Raw genomic sequence first — 18,822 nt, forward strand, 5'->3', positions numbered from 1 at the left:
GGTCTTACGCGGGCTCCTGCATCCACTGGCGGATGATCGAGACGGTTTCGTTCGGGTTGCCGCGCACCAGATCGCCGATGCGCTGCACCGATTCCTGCTGCACGCGGCCGGCGATCTCGGCGGCGGCGATCATGTTGGCCGGCGCGGGGCCGCCCGCTGCGGCGGGGACGACGCCCGCGCCCGCGGGTCCGGCGAGCGCCGGCTGGTCGGGACCTGCGAGCGACGGCGTTCCGTCGGCGCCGAGCGCGATCGGGGCAAGCCCCGCGCCCGCGGCGGCGCCTGCGAGCGCCGGGGTCTCGTCGCCTTCCGGCGACAGCGCCTTGCGCAGCAGCGGCCGCACCACCACCAGCGTCACCACCAGCGTGAGCAGGGCCAGCACGCCGAGCTCCGCCCAGCGCATCATGTCCTCGCGGGAGAAGGCGAACGGGCTCTCGGGCTCGCCCGCGGAGCCGGCCTGGGGCAGGTCGGCGAAGCGCAGGTTGACCACCTCCACCGTGTCGCCGCGGCCCTGATCGAAGCCGACGCCCGCCCGGACCAGCGCGCCGATCTGGTCCAGCTCCGCTTGCGCGCGGGGCGCGTAGGACACGTCGCCGTTGGCGGCGCGGGTGTAGACGCCGTCCACCAGCACGGCCACCGACAGGCGCTTGAGCTGGCCGGCGTCCTTCACCTCGGTGCGGGTGGTGCGGGAGATCTCGTAGTTCACGACCTCTTCGGTCTTGTTGGACTGGTCGCGGTTCTGGGCGGCGCTCGCGGCGTTGGCGGCGGCGTTGGGAAGCTGGTTGCCCACGCTCACGCCCTGCTCGGCGGGCTCGCTGGTCTGGGAGCTTTCCTCCCGGGTCTGCGTGGAGCGCACCACCCGGCTCTCGGGGTCGAAGTTGTCGGCGGTGACGGTGGACTTGGTGTTGTCCATCTCCGCGCGCACCTCGACGCGCGCCCGATCGGCGCCGACCACCCGGCCGACGATGGCCTCCACCCGCTCGCGCAGGCGGCGTTCAAGATTCGTCACCCGATCGTCGCCGGCGCCCGCGCCGGATTCGGAGTCCGAGCCGTCGGCGAGCAGACGCCCGGCCTCGTCCACCAGCGATACCTTCTCCGGCTTCAGTCCCTGCACGGCGGAGGCCGCCAGATGGCGGATGGCGCGGATCTCGCCAGTCTCGAGCTCGCCCCGGGAGCGGATGACGATGGAGGCCGAGGGCTGGGGCGCGTCGCGGGTGAACAGCGGCCGCTCGGGGATCACGAGGTGCACGCGGGCGGCCTCGACCCGGTTCAGCGACCGGATGGAGCGGGCGAGCTCGCCCTCGAGCGCGCGCAGGTGGTTGACGTTCTGCACGAAGCTGGTGGCGGAGAAGCCGTCGCCCTTGTCGAAGATCTCCCAGCCCACGCCGCCGCCGGAGGGCAGGCGGGCTTCCGCCATCTTCATGCGCAGCTTCGCCGCCTGATCCTGGGGCACCAGGATGCCGGCGCCGTTCTGGCGCAGCTCGTACGGCACGTTCTGCTGGTCGAGCTCCTTGACGATCGCCGAGGCGTCCTCGGGCGACAGGTCGCTGAACAGCGGCGTCATGGCCGGCTGCGAGAAGCGGATGATCGTGAAGGCGAAGAAGCCGATCAGCGCGATCGCGACCGCAAGCAGGGCCGCGACGCGGCCGACGCCGAACGAGCGGAGAAATGCGACGAAGCCGTTCAACGGGGCGTTCTCCGGGCGCGGAGGGAGCGTTGCGCCACCCGGCAAGAATTGCCCGGCTTTTGGTAAACGACCCGTTAACGCGGCCATCGCGGCCGGTCCGGAAACGAAAACGCCGGCCACGAGGGCCGGCGTCGGTGTCGTCGAAATCTTGGAAGGGTCAGGAGCGATACTGCTGGATGCGCGTGGTCCGCAGCCCCGCCAAACCGTGCCTGTCGATCGAGGCCTGCCATGACAGAAACTCCTCGACGGTCAGCGTGTAGCGCTGACAGGCCTCCTCGAGGCTGAGAAGGCCCCCGCGCACGGCGGCCACCACTTCAGCCTTTCGGCGGATCACCCACCGCTTTGTGTCGGACGGGGGCAGGTCCGCGACGGTCAGCGGACTTCCGTCCGGCCCGATCACGTACTTGGCCCGCCCACGTTGCAACTCGGTCATAAGGTACTCTCACGCGCATCAGACCCGTTATGAGAGAACCTAGAGATGCTCATTTAACATTTGACTAAGCGATGAAGTAGCATTCGACGCATCTTCAAACGTTAACGAGTAGTAATTTAAATCCTAACGATTTGTATTCATTTTAAGTAACCCAAACGTTACCGTGTGGGGGCATTTTTTGCCGGCCAGCGGCGGAACCTGCCGGGCGCCGGCGGCGCGGCCTGCTCGAATCCCAAGGGAAACCGCTGGCACGCAGATTGCGACGGGATCTGCGAATCCGGATCCGCCGTCCATGACCCCTTCCGTCGCCCCCGCCCCAGCGCCCCAGCCGTCCCCGGCCCCGACGTCGCGCCCGCAAACCGAGGCGGATGATTCCTTCGCTCGCGCGCTGGAGGAGGCGGACCAGACGGCGGAGAAAAACCGCGTCGACGCGCAGGGCCTGACGACCGCGCTCGCGGATGTCGCCACGGCGCTGATCGCAGCGCCTCAGCCCGTCCGGACGCCCGACGAAACCGGCGCAGACCCTGCGGCCGCCGCCACGCGCGAACCTGCCGGCAAGGGCGTCGCCGGGGCGCCGACGCCCTCCCGCGCCGCCTCCGCCCTTCAGAACGCCGAGGCAGTTCCGGAGTCCGAGCCCACGGCGGCGGACGCGGCGACCACGCTCAAGATCGTCGGCCAAAGCCTTGAGGAGAGCGCCGCCGCGCCGGAGGCGGCGTCGCCGACGCCTCCGAAGTCGGCGCCGCTCGGTCCCGACGGGCCTCGCATGCCGGCGCCGGTCGCCGCCGTCCTGCCGCAGGACATTGCGGCGCCGGACGGCCAGGCGGAGGGCGCCGATGGAGACGGCGAGCCGTCCAAGCCGGAGGTCGCGCGCGCCGCTTCCGCATCGACTCAGGTTGACCGGGACGCCGACGCCGGAGCCGATGGCGGGTCCGACGCCGCGCCCGACGGCGGAGACGGGCCGGCCCGAACGGCGGACGCGGCGAGGGCGTCCGGCCCCGCGGGCGCCTTCGACGCGGCGCTGCACGGCCGCGGCGCCTCGACCGCCGCCGGCGCGTCCGCGGCCCAGACCGCCGCGGCGGTGGTGGCGGCCGCCATCGCCGCGCCGTCGGGAAGCGGCGCCCGGCGCACCCGCTTCGACGTGGAGCTTGAGGACGGCGATCTCGGCCGGGTGGACGTGCGCCTCGACATCGCGGCCGACGGCCGTGTCTCGACCCGGCTCATGGCCGACCGGCCGGAGACGCTGACGCTGCTGCGGCAGGACGCCGACGAGCTGGCCCGTCTGCTCGGTCAGGCGGGGTTCCAGCTCGGCGAGGGCGGCCTGTCGTTCGAATTGCGGGACGGCGGCGCCCCCTGGCGTGACGACGGCGGGCGCCCGGCGTCCGCCTTGACATTCGAGGATGTGGGCGACGACGGAGCGCGCCTTGCGGCTCCGCTCGCCTATGGCGCCCGGGGCGCGGCCTCCGCCGCGCTGGACGTGACGGTTTAGATCGGGAGAGAACCATGGCGATCGACGCCGCCAGCAGCGCCGCCGCGACCTCCGCGACGACTGCGACCACCACGAGCGCCAAGACGCTCGCCAGCAACTTCGACACGTTCCTCACGCTGCTGACCACGCAGTTGCAGAACCAGAACCCGCTCGATCCGCTGGACACCAACCAGTTCACCCAGCAGCTGGTGCAGTTCGCGTCCGTGGAGCAGCAGCTCAAGACCAACGACACGCTCACCGCGCTGCTCTCGGCGGCGCAGAGCAGCGGCGCGGACGCGGCGATCAGCCTCGTGGGCAAGCAGGTGACGGCGAGCGGCGACACCTCGGCGCTGTCCAGCGGCAAGGCGACCTGGAGCCTGAACGCGCCGAAGGACGGCGTCACGGCCACGATCGAGATCCGCAACTCCGGCGGAACGCTGGTGGCGACCCGTCAGGCGACGCTGTCCTACGGCGACCAGGAGTTCGCCTGGGACGGCAAGACCACCAGCGGCGCCCAGGCCTCCGACGGGCTCTACTCCATCACCGTGACGGCCAAGGACGCGGCCGGATCGGCGGTCTCCGTGTCGAGCGAGGTCGCCGGCGTGGTGGACGGCGTCGACCTTTCCAGCGGGACCGCGGCGCTCACCATCGGCGGGCTGACCGTGCCCATGAGCGCGGTGAAGGCGGTGCGGGCGGCGCCGTCGACCTGAGCGGCGGGCTGACGGCGGCTCAGCCGCCGTAGCTCTGCACCAGCGACCCGGCGATCAGGTTCCAGCCGTCCACCAGCACGAAGAAGATCAGCTTGAACGGCAGCGAGACGATCGCCGGCGGCAGCATCATCATGCCCATGGACATGAGCACCGACGCGACCACCAGGTCGATCACCAGAAACGGCACGAACAGCAGGAAGCCGATCTCGAACGCGCGCCGCAGCTCCGAGATCATGAAGGCCGGCACCAGCACCCGAAGCGTCACCTGCTCGGGGCCGGCGGGCGGCGGCTCCCGCGACAGGTCCTGGAACAGCGCGAGGTCCTTCTCGCGCACATGGGCCAGCATGAAGGTCCGGAACGGCGCGACGCCGCGCTCGAGGGCGGTGGCGTCGTCGATCTGGCCGGCGAGCCGGGGCGCGATCGCCTGATCGTAGGCGGCCTGGAAGGTCGGAGCCATCACGAAGGCGGTCAGGAACAGCGCCAGCGCCGTCACCACCGTGTTGGGCGGCGCGGTCTGGGTGCCGATCGCCGTGCGCAGCAGCGACAGCACCACCACGATGCGGGTGAAGCAGGTCGCCATCACCAGAATCGACGGCGCGAGGCTCAGCACCGTGATCAGCGCCACGAGCTGAAGCGCGCGCTCGCTGACGCCGCCGCCCTGGCCGAGGTCCAGCGTCACGGTCTGGGCGGCCGCCGCGCCGCCGAGACCCAGAGTGAGGACCGCCGCGCCGAGCCCGAACGCGAGGCGGCCGAACGGCCGGCGGTTCACGCGCGGGCCTGCGGCGCGGCGCGAGCCCCGCCGCGCCTCACGGCTTGGGCTTGGACAGGTCGCGGCCGAGCAGGTTGGCCATTTCGGCTTCGAGCGAGGCGAGCGGATCGTCGTCCACGGGCGCGGGCGCGGGCTGGGCGGCCGGCCGGGGTTCGGCGCGCACGGCCGGGGCCGGCTTCGCCACGGCGGCGGGCGTCGGGGCGGGGCGGGCGGCGGGAGCCGCCACGGCGGGCGCCTTCGGCGCGTCCGGCTTCACCGCTTCGACCTTGGGGGCTTCCACCTTCGGGGCGTCGGCTGTGGGCGCGTCGGGCTTGGGAGCCTCCACCCTGGGGGCTTCGACCTTGGGCGGGGCCGCCACGGGCGCGGGCTTCGCGGCGGCAGGCGCCGGAGCGGCGGCGGGCTTCGGCTCCGCCTTGACCTCGGGAGCCGCCGCGGGGGCGGGCCGCGCCGGAGCGGCGGTCGTCGGGGTCACGGGACGCTTGAGCGCCGCCGCCAGACGATCGGCGATCTCGCTTCGGCCGGTGTCCGGGGCGGCGGGCGCCGCCGGAGCGGGCTTGGGGGCCTGAGGCGCCACAGCCGCCGGCTGGGGCGCAGCCGCGACCGCGGCCGCCGGACGGGCCGGCGCCTCCACCGGAGCGGCGGGCGCCCGCGGCGCCGGGGCCACGACGGGTTTCGCGGGCTGGGCCGGCGCCGCGGGAGCAGGCCGCGGGGCCGCGACCGGGGCGGGCCGGGCCGGCTCGGCGGGACGCGCGGGTTCCGGCTTGATCGTTTCCGGCCTGGGGGCCTCGGGCTTCGCCGGCTGGGCCTGCGGCGCGGGCGCGACGGGGCGCGCGGGCTCGGGAGCGCGCGGCGCGGGGGCCGGCTGCGGCGGCGGCGTGACGCGGCCTTCGCTCGGGAAACTCGGCGCCTCGCGCTGCACAGGCGCGCGCAGGATGCCGCTCTCGACCACCACGTCGTTCGGGCCGCCGATCATGACGAGATGTTCGACATTGTCGCGGCGGACGATCACCAGCCGGCGGCGGCCGTCGATCGCGAGCACGTCGAGCACGCCGAGCCGGGGCTGGCGCGAGCGCCCGCTCCCCGCGCCGCCGCCGATGCGCCGCCCGCCGAAGGCGCGCAGAGCCCAGGTTACGACCACGACCAAAAGTATAAGCCCGACGAACAGCAGGATGAAGCCGACGGGGGCGGGAATCTCGACGCCGAAAATCTGGTTCAGCACGCGGTCGTTCCTCGATCTCTGATGGCGCGGCGCCGGCGGACGTCGCCCACGTCGCGTCGCCCGCCGACAGAAAGGCGACGAACGGTTCTCGTCATAGACAAAGTCATGGACGAAATGAACGAAAAGTTAACGCCATTAACAGTCTGTTAACCATCCGCAGGGCAGATTTTGCCGGGGTCGGGCGGCATTTTGCAAATTGCGTCCCTTCCTTCGCAGCCGTGGTGAGACGTCGAGACAGTCCCCGCCGGAGAAGAGTGTCGGTGACCAGCGCCCTTGAACCGCCGCTGCTGGCGGCCCTGAAGACCCGCATGCAATGGCACTCGGCCCGTCAGGGCGTGCTGGCGGAGAACGTCGCCAACGCGACCACGCCCGGCTTCCGTTCCCACGATCTCGCGCCGTTTCCCGCGGAGAACGACGGCCTCGCCGTGCGCCGCACCGACGCCCGGCATCTGACTCTCGCCTCCGCCGGGCCGGACGGCCGGCCGCAGGCGGCGGGCTCGTTCGAGCGCACGCCAGACGGCAACGCGGTCGTGCTCGAAGAGCAGATGATCAAGTCGGCCCAGAACCAGATGGACCATCAGATGGTCTCGTCGCTCTACGGCAAGAGCCTCGGCCTGCTGCGCACCGCGATCGGGCGCCGCTGAGCGGCCGGAAGAGGAGAGCGACCATGGACTTCACCCGCGCGCTCGGCGTCGCCGCCTCCGGCCTCAAGGCCCAGGCCGGCCGCATGCGCATCATCGCCGAAAATCTCGCCAACGCCGATTCGGTCGGCCGCACCACGGGGGCCGAGCCCTATCGGCGCAAGATCCCGACCATCGGCTCGGAGTTCGATCGGGAGCTGGGCGCCCAGGTGGTCGAGCTTGGCCGGGTGGAGCGCGACCGCTCCAATTTCCGCATCAAGCACGAGCCCGGGCACCCGCTCGCGGACGCCAACGGCGACGTGCGGCTGCCCAACGTGGATCCGCTCATCGAGCAGATGGACATGCGCGAGGCCCAGCGCACCTACGAGGCCAACCTCAACATGGTCGGGTCCGCCCGCCGCATGATCGCCCGCACGCTCGACATCCTCCGCGCCTGATTTTTTCCCGACGCCCCTCGCTGGAACCGCCGCCATGACCACGCCCGCTCTCGCCGCAAGCGCCTACGCCAGCCTGGCCGATCTCGGCTCGGGCGCCTCTTCCGGCCGCTCCGCCGCCGCCGGCGGCGGCTTCGGCGACATGCTCGAACAGGCGATCGCAGGCGTCGCCGACCAGGGCCGCGCCAGCGAGGCCCGCGCCATGGAGGCCGTCTCCGGCCGCGGCGACGTGGTGGACGTGGTGACCGCCGTCGCCGAGAGCGAACTGGCGCTCGAGACGCTGGTCAGCGTGCGCGACAAGGTCATCGCGGCCTATGAGGACGTGATGCGGATGCCGATCTGACCACGGCTCCCGCAGGAGAGGCGCCATGAACGGCGGCGAGGTGCTCGACGTGGCCCGGGACGGGCTGTGGACCATCCTGCTGGTGGGAGGGCCGCTGATGGCGGTCACGCTGGTGGTGGGCGTGGTGGTGTCGCTGTTCCAGGCGCTGACCCAGATCCAGGAGATGACGCTCGTCTTCGTGCCGAAGATCCTGGCGCTGTTCCTGGCGCTGCTGCTCGCGCTACCCTTTATGGGCGACGCCATGGCGGGCCACATGGCCCGAATCGCCGGGCGCATCGCGTCGGGCGGCTGAGCGGCCCGCGGAGAGGGCCATGCGCATCGAGTTCCTGCCCACGGACGTGGCGGCCTTCGTCTTCATCTTCGCCCGCGTCGGCGCGATGGTGATGCTGATGCCGGCGCTGGGCGAGGAGAACGTCTCCGCCCGTTTCCGCCTGACCATCGCGCTGCTGCTCGCGCTGGTGTTCTGGCCGTTCGCCCGGCCGCTCTACGCGCTCGACGCGATGCAGCCGATCGGCCTGCTCGGGCTGCTGCTGGGCGAGATCGCGGTCGGGCTCACGCTCGGGGTGGTGGCGCGGCTGGTGATGTCGGCGCTCTCCACCGCGGGCTTCGTGATCGCGAACCAGCTCGGCCTCGGCTTCGTCACAACCGTCGATCCGACCCAAGGCCAGCAGGGCGCGCTGATCGGCACCTTTCTCACGCTGGTGGGCGTGGCGCTGATCTTCGCCACCGACCTGCACCACCTCGCCATCTCCGCCATCGCCGGCAGCTACGACGCGTTCCGGCCGGGCGTGATTCCGGACACGGGCGACGCCGCCCAGCTCGCGCTGAAGACCGCGGCGGAGGCGTTCCGCATCGGCGTCCAGATCTCGGCCCCGTTCCTGGTGTTCGGGCTGGTGTTCAATCTCGGGCTCGGCGTGCTGTCCCGGCTGATGCCGCAGCTCCAGGTGTTCTTCATCGCGACGCCGCTCACCATCGCCGCCGGTTTCCTGCTGCTGATGCTGGTTCTCGGCCTGATGATGGGGGTGTTCCTGACCGACATGGGCGAGACGCTGCGCAGCCTGTCCGGGCGCTAAGCGGAGGGGCGGATGGCGGGCGAAGACGAAGGCGGCGAAAAGACCGAAGAACCGACCCAGAAGAAGCTGGACGACGCCCTGAAGCGCGGCGACGTGGCGAAAAGCCAGGAGCTGAACACCTGGTTCGGCATGGCGGCGGCGACGCTCGCGGTCTCGATCTTCGGCGACGGAGTGGCCTCGAACCTCGCGCACGCGCTGCGGCGGTTTCTCGCCGAACCGCATCTCTACGCCATGGACGGCGGCGCGCTGATCCGCATGGCCGGCGGGCTCGGCCTCGCCATCGCGGCCGCGCTCGCCCTGCCCATGCTGGCGCTGATGGCCGCGGCCATCGTCGGCAACCTGGCGCAGCACCGCTTCGTGTTCTCCACGGAATCGCTCACGCCCAAGCTGTCGAAGATTTCGCCCGCCTCTGGCTTCAAGCGGCTGTTCTCGGCGGAGAGCCTCGTCAACTTCCTGAAGGGGCTGGTGAAGATCGGCGTGGTGGGCGCGGTGATCACCATGATCGTGTGGCCGGCGCGGGCGCAGGTGGCCTCGCTGGTCGCGGCCGATCCGGCCCAGATGCTGGGGGCGATCAAGGCGCTGGCGCTTCGGGTGCTGACGTCCGCCGCCGCCGTCTACGCCGCGGTCGCCATCGGCGACTACATCTGGCAGCGGCGGCGCTGGAACGAGCGGCTGCGCATGTCGGTGCAGGAGATCCGCGACGAGCACAAGCAGCAGGAGGGCGATCCGCACGTCAAGGCGCGCATCCGCCAGATCCGGGTGGAGCGTTCGCGCAAGCGCATGATGGCCCAGGTGCCCGGCGCGACGGTGGTGATCGCCAACCCGACCCACTACGCCGTGGCGCTGAAGTACGAGCCCGGCATGAACGCGCCGCTGTGCGTGGCCAAGGGCGTGGACTCCGTGGCGCTGCGCATCCGCAAGGTGGCGGAGGAGGCGGGCGTCGAGGTGGTGGAGAACCCGCCGCTCGCCCGCTCGCTGCACGCGGCGATCGAGATCGACCGTGAGATTCCGTCCGAGCACTACAAGGCGGTGGCCGAAGTCATCGGCTTCGTCATGCGCAAGAAGAAGCGCCGGTGAGCGATGTCTCCGCGCATGGCGCTGCATCGTCGTCTTGCCATGAGGCGCTAGCGTCTCCATGGTCCGGAAGCGCGCCGTGGCGGGGGCGAATCGCTCCGCCGCAGGCGACCGGGCAGAGAGCGTGACACGAGGGTCCATGAGCAGCGTCGCCGAAGGAGGCCCGATGCGCGGCGAGCCGCCGATCGACCGCAGCGGGCGTTCCGGCTCCGTCGGGCTTGTCGTGCTGCTGGCGGCCGCTCTTGTGGGCGCGGCGATCGCCGTGTCCTTCCTGAGCGGCGAGACCGCACAGCCCTGGATTCTCACGCTGCTCGCCGCTCTGTCCATGGTCGGCGTGTTCGCGCTGTTCGCGGGCGCCGTGGGTCTGATCCAGCTTTCCGGCCGCGGACGCCGGGACGATCTCGCCCGCGCCATCGCCGCCACCTCCGACGAGGGCGTGCTGGTGACCGACGCCGGCGGCCGCATCGTCTACGCCAACGACGCCTATCTCGACCTCACCCGCGCGGAGGGCGCGAACTCCGCCCGCACGGTGGAGCGGGTGTTCGCCGGCAACGCCGACGTGGCGGAGGCGATCTACCGCCTGTCGCAGGCGGCGCGCGCCGGCCGCCGCGCCCATGAGGAGACCCGCGTCACCCTCCCCGAGGGGCGGGGCGCGTGGTTCCGCATCGGCGTGCGCTCGATCGAGCGGCCCGGCGGCGGCGGAACCGAGACCGTGTGGACGCTCGCCGACGTGACCCGAGAGCGGGAGCGGCATGAGAACGTGTTCCAGGAGCTGCAGCACGCGGTCGATTTCCTCGACCACGCGCCGGCGGGCTTCTTCGCCGCCGAGGGCGACGGCTCCATCGTCTATATGAACGCCACGCTCGCCGGCTGGCTCGACCAGGACCTGACGCGCATCGGCGACGGCCTGAGGCTGCGGGAGATCCTCGCCGGCGACGGCGCGGCGCTGGTGGAGGCGGTGCCGGCCAAGCCCGGCGAGGTGGCGACCGAGATCATCGACGTGGACCTCAGGGCCCGCAGCGGCAGGTCGCTGCCGGCGCGCCTGCTGCATTCGGTGGCCTGGGCCCATGACGGCACGCCGGGCGCCTCGCGCACGCTGGTGCTCGACCGCGGCCCTGGCGCCGACGTCTCCGAGCCGCTGCGCGCGGCGGAGGTGCGCTTCGCCCGCTTCTTCAACAACACGCCGCTCGCCATCGCCACCGTGGACGCGCGCGGGCGGGTGATCCGCACCAACGCGCCCTTCGCCAAGCTGTTCGGCGACCGGCTGCGCGGCGACGCGGCCGAGCGCTCCATCGTCTCCGCCCTCGACGGCGAGCGCGAGCGGACGGCGCTGGAGGCCGCGGTCGCGCTCGCCGCCGGCGGCGCCGGCGAGGTGGAGCCGGTGGACGCGACGCTTGCGGGCGAGGGCGGCCGCTCCGCGCGCCTGTTCGTGACGCGGGTGGACGACGCCGACGGCGACGGCGAGGCCGCCGTGGTCTACGCGCTCGACACCACCGACCAGCGGGCGCTGGAGGCCCAGTTCGCCCAGAGCCAGAAGATGCAGGCGGTGGGCCAGCTCGCCGGCGGCGTGGCGCACGACTTCAACAACGTGCTGACCGCCATCATCGGCTACTCCGACCTGCTGCTCGCCAACCACCGGCCGACCGATCCGTCCTTCCAGGACATCATGCAGATCAAGCAGAACGCCAACCGGGCCGCGAGCCTGGTGCGGCAGCTGCTGGCGTTCTCCCGCCGCCAGACCCTGCGGCCGCAGGTGATCGCGCTCGGCGACGTGCTGGCGGAGCTGCGCATGCTGCTCTCCCGCCTGCTGGGCGAGAAGGTGAAGCTGGAGCTCGTCCACGGCCGGGACCTCTGGCTGGTGAAGGCGGACCTCAACCAGTTCGAGCAGGTGATCATCAATCTGGTGGTCAACGCCCGCGACGCCATGGCGGACGGCGGCGTGGTGACGATCCGCACCCGCAACGTGGCCGCGGCCGAGATACCGGCGATGGGACACCGCGGGCTCGCGGCCGCCGATTACGTGATGATCGACGTGGAGGACACCGGCTCCGGCATTCCGGTCGAGATCATCGACAAGATCTTCGAGCCGTTCTTCTCCACCAAGGAGGTGGGCAAGGGCACGGGCCTCGGCCTCTCCACCGTCTACGGCATCGTCAAGCAGACCGACGGCTACGTCTTCGCGCTGTCCGAGCCGGGCAAGGGCGCGATTTTCCGCATCTTCCTGCCGCGCCACACGCCGGCGGAGGCGGAGGAGGCCAAACCCGCGGCGGTCGCCGCCGCGCCGCAGGACATGACCGGCCGCGGCACCGTGCTGCTGGTGGAGGACGAGGACGCCGTGCGCGCCTTCGGCGCCCGCGCTCTGGCGTCGCGCGGCTACACCGTGCTGGAGGCGCGCTCCGGCGTCGAGGCGCTGGAGCAGATGGAGAGCCACGGCGCGGAGGTGGAGCTGGTGGTCTCCGACGTGGTCATGCCCGAGATGGACGGCCCGTCGCTGCTGCGGGAGCTGCGCAAGAAGCAGCCGGACCTCAAGATCATCTTCGTGTCCGGCTACGCCGAAGACGCCTTCAAGAAGAACCTGCCCGAAGGCGAGAGCTTCGCCTTCCTGCCGAAGCCGTTCACGCTGAAGCAGCTGGTGCAGGCCGTGAAGGAGACCATGGGCGGCTGAAGGTCCGCGCGGGCGCGGCTCGCGGTCGAACGCAGGTCTGTTCCTGTTGTGTTCCAAGAACGGAAGTGGTACGAAGGGCTTCATTGAAGGTCCGGCGCGGGCCGTGCCATAAGGAGCCGACGCGATGTCTCAAGCCAATCTCCGCCTCGTCGAAGGAAGCTCCATGGACAAGACCAAGGCGCTGGACGCCGCGCTCGCCCAGATCGATCGGGCGTTCGGCAAAGGCTCGATCATGCGTCTCGGCGGCGCGCAGACCGCGCTCGACATCGAGACGGTCTCCACCGGCTCGCTCGGTCTCGACATCGCTCTCGGCGTGGGCGGCCTGCCGCGCGGGCGCATCGTCGAGATCTTCGGGCCGGAAAGCTCCGGCAAGACCACGCTCGCGCTGCACACGGTGGCGGAGGCCCAGAAGAAGGGCGGCGTCTGCGCCTTCGTGGACGCCGAGCACGCGCTCGATCCGGTCTACGCCCGCAAGCTCGGCGTGAACCTGCAGGACCTGCTGATCTCACAGCCCGACACCGGCGAGCAGGCGCTGGAGATCGCCGACACGCTGGTGCGTTCCGGCGCGATCGACGTGCTGGTGATCGATTCGGTGGCGGCGCTGACGCCGCGCGCCGAGCTCGAGGGCGAGATGGGCGAGGTCCAGCCCGGCCTGCAGGCGCGGCTGATGAGCCAGGCGCTGCGCAAGCTCACCGGCTCCATCTCCAAGTCGCGCACCATGGTGATCTTCATCAATCAGATCCGCATGAAGATCGGCGTGATGTACGGCAGCCCGGAGACGACCACCGGCGGCAACGCGCTCAAGTTCTACGCTTCGGTCCGCCTCGACATCCGCCGCATCGGCTCGATCAAGGAGCGCGACGAGGTCGTGGGCAACCAGACCCGCGTCAAGGTGGTGAAGAACAAGGTCGCCCCGCCGTTCAAGCAGGTCGAGTTCGACATCATGTATGGCGAGGGCGTGTCCAAGCTGGGCGAGCTGATCGATCTCGGCGTCAAGGCCGGCATCGTGGAGAAGTCGGGCGCCTGGTACTCCTTCGACAGCCAGCGGCTCGGCCAGGGGCGCGAGAACGCCAAGTCGTTCCTGCGGGAGAACCCGGAGGTCGCCGACCGGATCGAGTCGGCGGTGCGGCAGAGCGCGGGCGTGCTGGCCGAGAAGATTCTCGACCGCGTCGATCCGAACGACCCGGACGTGGACGCCGACTGACCTTGGAGGCGGAGGGCGGCGCCCGCCCGGCGCCGCTGCGACGCCGCGTTCCGAAGGCTTTCTGGACAGTCGCGTGGGCCGCCCCCTATGGTGCGCCGCGTTTCAGGCCGGCGTGACCGCCGGCCGGTCCACTTCTGTCCCGAGCGAGCGGTTCGACCACAGCGATGAGCGGCGTCAACGAGATCCGAAAGACCTTCCTGGACTACTTCCGGAAGGAGGGCCACGCGGCCGTCGCCTCGGGCCCTCTGGTCCCCCGCAACGATCCGACGCTGATGTTCACCAGCGCCGGCATGGTGCAGTTCAAGAACCTGTTCACCGGGGTCGAGCGCCGCGACTACGCCAGGGCGACCACCGCGCAGAAGTGCCTGCGCGCCGGCGGCAAGCACAACGATCTGGACAATGTGGGCTACACCGCCCGGCATCACACCTTCTTCGAGATGCTCGGCAACTTCTCGTTCGGCGACTACTTCAAGGAGCGCGCGATCGAGCTGGCCTGGGGGCTGGTGACGAAGCATTTCGATCTGCCGAAGGACCGCCTGCTCGTCACCGTCTACATTGACGACGACGAGGCCTACGGCCTGTGGAAGAAGATCGCCGGCTTCTCCGACGACCGCATCATCCGCATCGCGTCCTCGGACAACTTCTGGGCGGCCGGCGACACCGGCCCCTGCGGCCCGTGCTCCGAGATTTTCTTCGATCAGGGCGACAAGCTCGCGGGCGGGCCTCCCGGCAGCCCGGACGAGGACGGCGACCGGTTCCTTGAGTTCTGGAACCTGGTCTTCATGCAGTACGATCAGGTCGCGCCTGGCGAGCGCCAGCCGCTGCCGCGCCCGTCCATCGACACCGGCATGGGCCTCGAGCGCATCTCCGCCATCCTGCAGGGCGCGTCGTCCAATTACGACATCGACCTGTTCAAGGCGCTGATCGCCGCGGCGGTCGAGGCGACGGGCGTGCCGGCGGAAGGAGCGGCGCGGGCGAGCCACAGGGTCATCGCCGATCATCTGCGCGCGTCGAGTTTCCTGGTGGCGGAAGGCGTGCTGCCGTCCAACGAAGGCCGCGGCTACGTGCTGCGCCGCATCATGCGCCGCGCCATGCGCCACGCCCAGCTGCTGGGCGCGGCGGAGCCGCTGATGTGGCGGCTGGTGCCGGCGCTGATCCGTGAGATGGGCGCCGCCTATCCGGAGCTGGTGCGCGCCGAGGGGCTGATCTCCGAGACGCTGCAGCTTGAGGAGGTGCGGTTCCGCACCACGCTGGCGCGCGGGCTCGGGCTGCTGGACGAGGCGTCGGCCGGGCTCGGAGAGGGCCAGAGCCTCGCGGGCGAGACCGCCTTCAAGCTTTACGACACCTATGGCTTCCCGCTCGACCTGACCCAGGACGCGCTGCGCGCGCGGGGCGTCTCGGTGGACGTGGACGGCTTCAACGCGGCCATGGCGCGGCAGAAGGCGGAGGCCCGCGCCGCCTGGGCGGGCTCGGGCGAGGCCGCGACCGAGACCGTCTGGTTCCCGATCCGGGAGCGAGTCGGCGCGACCGAGTTCCTGGGCTATGGCGCAGAGCAGGCGGACGGCCAGGTCGTGGCGCTGCTGAAGGACGGCGCCGAGGTGACCACGCTCTCCGCGGGCGAGAGCGGTCTGCTCGTCGCGAACCAGACGCCGTTCTACGGCGAGTCCGGCGGCCAGGTCGGCGACGTGGGCGTGCTGAGCGCGCCCGGCGTCGAGGCGGTGGTGAGCGACACCCAGAAGAAGCTCGGCGACGTGTTCGTGCACACGGTCGAGGTGCGCGAAGGGTCGATCGCCGTCGGCGACGGGCTGACCTTCACGGTGGACCACGAGCGGCGGCGCAAGGTGCGCGGCAACCACTCCGCCACCCATCTGCTGCACGAGGCGTTGCGGCTCACGCTCGGCGACCATGTGGCGCAGAAGGGCTCGCTGGTGGCGCCCGACCGGCTGCGCTTCGACTTCAGCCATCCGAAGCCGATCTCGGACAGTGAGCTTGAGCGCATCGAGGCCATCGCCAACGGGGTGGTGCTGCAGAACGCGCCGGTGGTGACGCGCGTCATGGGGCTGGAGGAGGCGCGGGCCTCCGGCGCCCGCGCGCTGTTCGGCGAGAAGTACGGCGACGAGGTCCGGGTCGTGTCCATGGGGCGCGGGGCGGACGACGCCACCTATTCGGTCGAGCTCTGCGGCGGCACCCATGTGGGCGCGACCGGCGAGATCGGCGCCATCACCATCGTGGGCGAGAGCGGCGTCGCCGCGGGCGTGCGCCGGGTCGAGGCGCTGACCGGCGAGGCGGCGCGGCGGCATTTCGAAACCCAGAACGCGCGCGTCGCTGACGTCGCTGCGCTCCTGAAGGCGCCCGAGGCCGAGATCGTGGAGCGGATCGAGACGCTGCTCGATGAGCGCCGGAAGCTTGAGCGCGAGCTGGTCGACGCGCGCAAGAAGCTCGCCATGGGCGGCGGCGGGGCCGACGGCGCCGACGCGGTGCGCGAGGTCGGCGGCGTCAAGCTGTTCGCCCGCGCGGTCGAGGGCATCGAGATGAAGGACCTCAAGAGCCTCGTGGACGAGGCCAAGAAGTCGCTCGGTTCCGGGGTCGCGGCGATCGTGGGAGTCACCTCCGAGGGCAAGGCCGGCGTGGTGGTCGGCGTCACCGCCGACCTGACGTCGCGGTTCAACGCGGTCGATCTGGTGCGCGCGGCCTCCGCCGCGCTCGGCGGATCGGGCGGCGGCGGCCGGCCGGACATGGCGCAGGCGGGCGGCCCCGAGGGCGCCAGGGCCGCGGAGGCGCTCGACGCCGTCGCCGCCCGGCTGTCGGCGGCCTGAGGCGCGGGCGGCCATGTTCACCGGCATCGTCACCGACGTGGGCGAGATCGTCGCGCGGGAGGCGGAGGACGAGGTGATCCGCCTCGTGGTCGCCGCGCGCTATGAGGCGGCGGGAATCGCGCTCGGCGCCTCCATAGCTTGCGACGGCGTCTGCCTGACGGTGACGGCGGTGGAGCCGGAGGGGGCCGGCTGCCGTTTCACGGTCCAGGCCGGGCCGGAGACGCTGGCGCTCACCACCGTCGGCGGCTGGGCGGTCGGCCGGCGGATCAATCTGGAGCGGGCGCTGAGGATCGGCGACGAGCTCGGCGGCCATGTGGTGCTCGGCCATGTGGACGGCGTGGCGGAGATCACGGCGCGCGAGGACGGGCCGGAGACGGCGCGCTTCATCTTCGAGGCGCCGGCGGAGATCGCCCGCTTCGTGGCGGTGAAGGGCTCGGTCTGCCTCGACGGGACGTCGCTGACCGTGAACACGGTGGAGGGGCGGCGCTTCAGCGTCCATCTTATCCCGCACACGCTCAAGGAGACGACCTGGGGCGGGCGCGGGGTCGGCGACCGGGTCAACATCGAAGCCGACATGATGGCCCGCTACGCCGCGCGCCTTGCCGAGGCGCGCGACCTCGGGTACTGAGCCGTCCTCATTCCAAGATTTCGAGGCTTGTCGTCCCCATGGCCGAACCCAAGCGCCGCGTCGGCGGCGTAGAGCAGACGCCCGCGCGCGTGCTCCTCGTCGAGGCGCGGTTTTACGACGCCCTCGCGGATGAGCTTCTGAAGGGCGCGCTGCGCCGGATCGAGGCGGCGGGCGCCCATTGCGACGTGGTCAGCGTGCCGGGCGCGCTGGAGATTCCGGCGACCATCGCCATTCTGGTGCAGGCGGCCTCCGCGCGGCACCAGCCCTATGACGCGGTGGTGGCGCTTGGAACCGTCATCCGCGGCGAGACCACCCATTACGAAATCGTCACCGAACAGAGCGCCCGCGCGCTGATGGACCTGTCGGTCTCGCTGCGGCTGCCGCTCGGCAACGGCATCCTGACGGTGGAGAACGAGGCGCAGGCCATCGCCCGCGCCAGCGTCGACCACATGGACAAGGGCGGCGACGCCGCCGAGGCGGCGCTCGCGGTGCTGCGCATCAAGCGCGCGGCGGGGTGCGTCTGACCATGGCCAAGGGCGAGAACCGTTCCGCCGCCCGCCTCGCGGCGGTGCAGGCGCTGTATCAGATGGACATCGCGGGCACGCCGCTGCCGGAGACGCTGGCCCAGTTCGAGTCGCACTGGATCGGCAAGGAGATCGACGGCGAGGAGTACAAGCCGGCCGAGGCCGCGTTCTTCCGCGATCTCGTGGGCGGCGTGCTGAAGGAGCAGCGCGCGCTGGACCCGCTCATCGACCGCACATTGCAGGCCGGCTGGCCGCTGAAGCGGGTGGAGGCGATCATGCGCGCCATCCTGCGCGCCGGCGCCTTCGAACTCGGCAAGCGCAAGGACGTGCCGGTGAAGGTGGTGATCACGGAATATGTGGACATCGCCCACGCCTTCTTCGAGCGGGACGAGGCCGGCATGGTCAACGCGGTGCTGGACGCGCTGGCGCGTCAGGCGCGCGCGGACGATTTCGCCAAGGGCTGATCGTTCTGCAGGATATGCGAAGACTGACGAAGGCCGGGACGGGCGGACCGTCCCGGCCTTCGTCGTTTCCGGTCAGGCCACGCCGGTCAGGATCGCGAGCCCGACCACGGCGGCGAGGCCGCCGGCGGCGCGGGTGACGAGCCCGCCATGGGCCTCGCTCGCCTTGCCGATCAGCAGGCCGAAGCCCACGCCCGCGGCGTGCAGCAGGGCGGTGGCGAGCATGAAGCCGGCGGCGTAGGCGGCCCCGCCGGCGGTCTCCGGCATTTCGGCGCCGTGGGCGTAGCCGTGGAACACGGCGAACAGGCCGACGAGCGCCATGGCGGCGGCGACCGGCGCCTTCACGCCGAAGGCCACCACCGCGCCGAGCACCACGATCGACAGCGCGATGCCGGTCTCCACGAAGGGAACCGCGACGCCCGCCATGCCGAGCGCGCCGCCGATGGCCATGACGCCGACGAAGGCCGCGGGCACGGCCCAGAGCGCCCGGCCGCCGAGCTGCGCGGCGAACACGCCCACCATCACCATGGCGAGCACATGGTCGAGGCCGCCGATCGGGTGGCCGACGCCGGCGGCGAAGCCGAAAGCGTCGCCGTGGCCGGGGTGGGCGAAGGCGAGCGAGGGGGCGAGGGCGGTCGTGGCGACGACGGTCGCGCGGAGAAGGGAACGGCCCATGATG

19 protein-coding genes are annotated in these 18,822 nt (G+C 71.5%); 14 read left to right on the forward strand and 5 right to left on the reverse strand.

What is annotated here, in order from left to right; all coding sequences use genetic code 11:
• Positions 1 to 4: 4 nt before the first annotated feature.
• Together fliF and sciP are read right to left on the reverse strand one after the other, a co-directional pair.
• Positions 5 to 1,684: a flagellar basal-body MS-ring/collar protein FliF gene (gene fliF, locus PKE85_RS07970; RefSeq protein WP_271204271.1), complete on the reverse strand. Its 1,680-nt coding sequence runs from the start codon at positions 1,682 to 1,684 to the stop codon at positions 5 to 7.
• 157 nt (positions 1,685 to 1,841) lie between these two features.
• Positions 1,842 to 2,117 (reverse strand): CtrA inhibitor SciP, encoded by a 276-nt coding sequence (sciP, locus tag PKE85_RS07975; protein WP_271204272.1) that lies wholly within the window; start codon positions 2,115 to 2,117, stop codon positions 1,842 to 1,844.
• A gap of 292 nt (positions 2,118 to 2,409) precedes the next feature.
• Between sciP and fliK the strand changes: the two genes are divergently transcribed.
• Together fliK and PKE85_RS07985 are read left to right on the forward strand one after the other, a co-directional pair.
• Entirely contained in the window at positions 2,410 to 3,603 is a 1,194-nt protein-coding gene (gene fliK, locus PKE85_RS07980; RefSeq protein ID WP_271204273.1) for a flagellar hook-length control protein FliK, read from the forward strand.
• Between the two features lie 14 nt (positions 3,604 to 3,617).
• Complete coding sequence (locus PKE85_RS07985; RefSeq protein ID WP_271204274.1) at positions 3,618 to 4,292, forward strand: flagellar hook assembly protein FlgD; 675 nt, start codon at positions 3,618 to 3,620, stop codon at positions 4,290 to 4,292.
• A 19-nt stretch (positions 4,293 to 4,311) separates the two neighbouring features.
• On the opposite strand, the gene fliP is transcribed toward PKE85_RS07985, so the two are convergent.
• Both fliP and PKE85_RS07995 read right to left on the reverse strand, forming a co-directional pair.
• Complete coding sequence (fliP, locus tag PKE85_RS07990) at positions 4,312 to 5,004, reverse strand: flagellar type III secretion system pore protein FliP (RefSeq protein ID WP_271204342.1); 693 nt, start codon at positions 5,002 to 5,004, stop codon at positions 4,312 to 4,314.
• 94 nt (positions 5,005 to 5,098) lie between these two features.
• Positions 5,099 to 6,280, reverse strand: coding sequence for a flagellar biosynthetic protein FliO (locus PKE85_RS07995; RefSeq protein ID WP_271204275.1), 1,182 nt, complete (start codon positions 6,278 to 6,280; stop codon positions 5,099 to 5,101).
• A 308-nt stretch (positions 6,281 to 6,588) separates the two neighbouring features.
• On the opposite strand from PKE85_RS07995, the gene PKE85_RS08000 reads away from it, so the two are divergent.
• The 12 genes from PKE85_RS08000 to nusB all read left to right on the forward strand — a co-directional run bounded on the left by PKE85_RS08000 (position 6,589) and on the right by nusB (position 18,146).
• The gene (locus PKE85_RS08000; protein ID WP_271204343.1) at positions 6,589 to 6,924 is read left to right on the forward strand and encodes a flagellar basal-body rod protein FlgB; all 336 of its coding nucleotides are present in this window, start codon (positions 6,589 to 6,591) and stop codon (positions 6,922 to 6,924) included.
• 23 nt (positions 6,925 to 6,947) lie between these two features.
• The gene (gene flgC, locus PKE85_RS08005; protein WP_271204276.1) at positions 6,948 to 7,358 is read left to right on the forward strand and encodes a flagellar basal body rod protein FlgC; all 411 of its coding nucleotides are present in this window, start codon (positions 6,948 to 6,950) and stop codon (positions 7,356 to 7,358) included.
• 34 nt (positions 7,359 to 7,392) lie between these two features.
• Positions 7,393 to 7,698: a flagellar hook-basal body complex protein FliE gene (gene fliE / locus PKE85_RS08010; protein WP_271204277.1), complete on the forward strand. Its 306-nt coding sequence runs from the start codon at positions 7,393 to 7,395 to the stop codon at positions 7,696 to 7,698.
• Positions 7,699 to 7,723: 25 nt separating this feature from the next.
• Positions 7,724 to 7,990 carry a flagellar biosynthesis protein FliQ gene (gene fliQ, locus PKE85_RS08015; RefSeq protein WP_271204278.1) on the forward strand — a complete coding sequence of 89 codons (267 nt, stop codon included), beginning with the start codon at positions 7,724 to 7,726 and terminating at the stop codon, positions 7,988 to 7,990.
• Positions 7,991 to 8,009: 19 nt separating this feature from the next.
• Positions 8,010 to 8,771 (forward strand): flagellar biosynthetic protein FliR, encoded by a 762-nt coding sequence (gene fliR, locus PKE85_RS08020; RefSeq protein ID WP_271204279.1) that lies wholly within the window; start codon positions 8,010 to 8,012, stop codon positions 8,769 to 8,771.
• Positions 8,772 to 8,783: 12 nt separating this feature from the next.
• Positions 8,784 to 9,848 (forward strand): flagellar biosynthesis protein FlhB, encoded by a 1,065-nt coding sequence (flhB, locus tag PKE85_RS08025; protein WP_271204280.1) that lies wholly within the window; start codon positions 8,784 to 8,786, stop codon positions 9,846 to 9,848.
• 136 nt (positions 9,849 to 9,984) lie between these two features.
• Positions 9,985 to 12,510 (forward strand): cell cycle histidine kinase CckA, encoded by a 2,526-nt coding sequence (cckA, locus tag PKE85_RS08030; protein ID WP_271204281.1) that lies wholly within the window; start codon positions 9,985 to 9,987, stop codon positions 12,508 to 12,510.
• A 124-nt stretch (positions 12,511 to 12,634) separates the two neighbouring features.
• A complete protein-coding gene (recA, locus tag PKE85_RS08035; protein WP_271204282.1) occupies positions 12,635 to 13,714 on the forward strand; it encodes a recombinase RecA in 1,080 nt (359 codons plus the stop codon).
• Positions 13,715 to 13,878: 164 nt separating this feature from the next.
• Entirely contained in the window at positions 13,879 to 16,530 is a 2,652-nt protein-coding gene (alaS, locus tag PKE85_RS08040) for an alanine--tRNA ligase (RefSeq protein WP_271204283.1), read from the forward strand.
• Positions 16,531 to 16,543: 13 nt separating this feature from the next.
• Positions 16,544 to 17,158: a riboflavin synthase gene (locus PKE85_RS08045; protein ID WP_271204284.1), complete on the forward strand. Its 615-nt coding sequence runs from the start codon at positions 16,544 to 16,546 to the stop codon at positions 17,156 to 17,158.
• Between the two features lie 38 nt (positions 17,159 to 17,196).
• On the forward strand, positions 17,197 to 17,682 hold the full coding sequence (gene ribH / locus PKE85_RS08050) for a 6,7-dimethyl-8-ribityllumazine synthase (RefSeq protein ID WP_271204285.1): 486 nt from the start codon (positions 17,197 to 17,199) through the stop codon (positions 17,680 to 17,682).
• A gap of 2 nt (positions 17,683 to 17,684) precedes the next feature.
• A complete protein-coding gene (gene nusB / locus PKE85_RS08055; protein ID WP_271204344.1) occupies positions 17,685 to 18,146 on the forward strand; it encodes a transcription antitermination factor NusB in 462 nt (153 codons plus the stop codon).
• A gap of 72 nt (positions 18,147 to 18,218) precedes the next feature.
• Here the strand turns inward: nusB and PKE85_RS08060 are convergent, their stop codons facing one another.
• Complete coding sequence (locus tag PKE85_RS08060; protein ID WP_271204286.1) at positions 18,219 to 18,818, reverse strand: HupE/UreJ family protein; 600 nt, start codon at positions 18,816 to 18,818, stop codon at positions 18,219 to 18,221.
• Positions 18,819 to 18,822: the final 4 nt, after the last annotated feature.

The organism is Methylopila jiangsuensis (assembly GCF_027922305.1).
Taxonomy (GTDB): domain Bacteria; phylum Pseudomonadota; class Alphaproteobacteria; order Rhizobiales; family Methylopilaceae; genus Methylopila; species Methylopila jiangsuensis.

What these genes read in the sequence shown, in the direction of transcription:
- sciP (WP_271204272.1), bottom strand. Translation starts at nt 2,117, where the DNA reads ATGACCGAGTTGCAACGTGGGCGGGCCAAGTACGTGATCGGGCCGGAC.
- fliK (WP_271204273.1), top strand. Translation starts at nt 2,410, where the DNA reads ATGACCCCTTCCGTCGCCCCCGCCCCAGCGCCCCAGCCGTCCCCGGCC.
- PKE85_RS07985 (WP_271204274.1), top strand. Translation starts at nt 3,618, where the DNA reads ATGGCGATCGACGCCGCCAGCAGCGCCGCCGCGACCTCCGCGACGACT.
- PKE85_RS08000 (WP_271204343.1), top strand. Translation starts at nt 6,589, where the DNA reads ATGCAATGGCACTCGGCCCGTCAGGGCGTGCTGGCGGAGAACGTCGCC.
- flgC (WP_271204276.1), top strand. Translation starts at nt 6,948, where the DNA reads ATGGACTTCACCCGCGCGCTCGGCGTCGCCGCCTCCGGCCTCAAGGCC.
- fliE (WP_271204277.1), top strand. Translation starts at nt 7,393, where the DNA reads ATGACCACGCCCGCTCTCGCCGCAAGCGCCTACGCCAGCCTGGCCGAT.
- fliQ (WP_271204278.1), top strand. Translation starts at nt 7,724, where the DNA reads ATGAACGGCGGCGAGGTGCTCGACGTGGCCCGGGACGGGCTGTGGACC.
- fliR (WP_271204279.1), top strand. Translation starts at nt 8,010, where the DNA reads ATGCGCATCGAGTTCCTGCCCACGGACGTGGCGGCCTTCGTCTTCATC.
- flhB (WP_271204280.1), top strand. Translation starts at nt 8,784, where the DNA reads ATGGCGGGCGAAGACGAAGGCGGCGAAAAGACCGAAGAACCGACCCAG.
- cckA (WP_271204281.1), top strand. Translation starts at nt 9,985, where the DNA reads ATGAGCAGCGTCGCCGAAGGAGGCCCGATGCGCGGCGAGCCGCCGATC.
- recA (WP_271204282.1), top strand. Translation starts at nt 12,635, where the DNA reads ATGTCTCAAGCCAATCTCCGCCTCGTCGAAGGAAGCTCCATGGACAAG.
- alaS (WP_271204283.1), top strand. Translation starts at nt 13,879, where the DNA reads ATGAGCGGCGTCAACGAGATCCGAAAGACCTTCCTGGACTACTTCCGG.
- PKE85_RS08045 (WP_271204284.1), top strand. Translation starts at nt 16,544, where the DNA reads ATGTTCACCGGCATCGTCACCGACGTGGGCGAGATCGTCGCGCGGGAG.
- ribH (WP_271204285.1), top strand. Translation starts at nt 17,197, where the DNA reads ATGGCCGAACCCAAGCGCCGCGTCGGCGGCGTAGAGCAGACGCCCGCG.
- nusB (WP_271204344.1), top strand. Translation starts at nt 17,685, where the DNA reads ATGGCCAAGGGCGAGAACCGTTCCGCCGCCCGCCTCGCGGCGGTGCAG.
- PKE85_RS08060 (WP_271204286.1), bottom strand. Translation starts at nt 18,818, where the DNA reads ATGGGCCGTTCCCTTCTCCGCGCGACCGTCGTCGCCACGACCGCCCTC.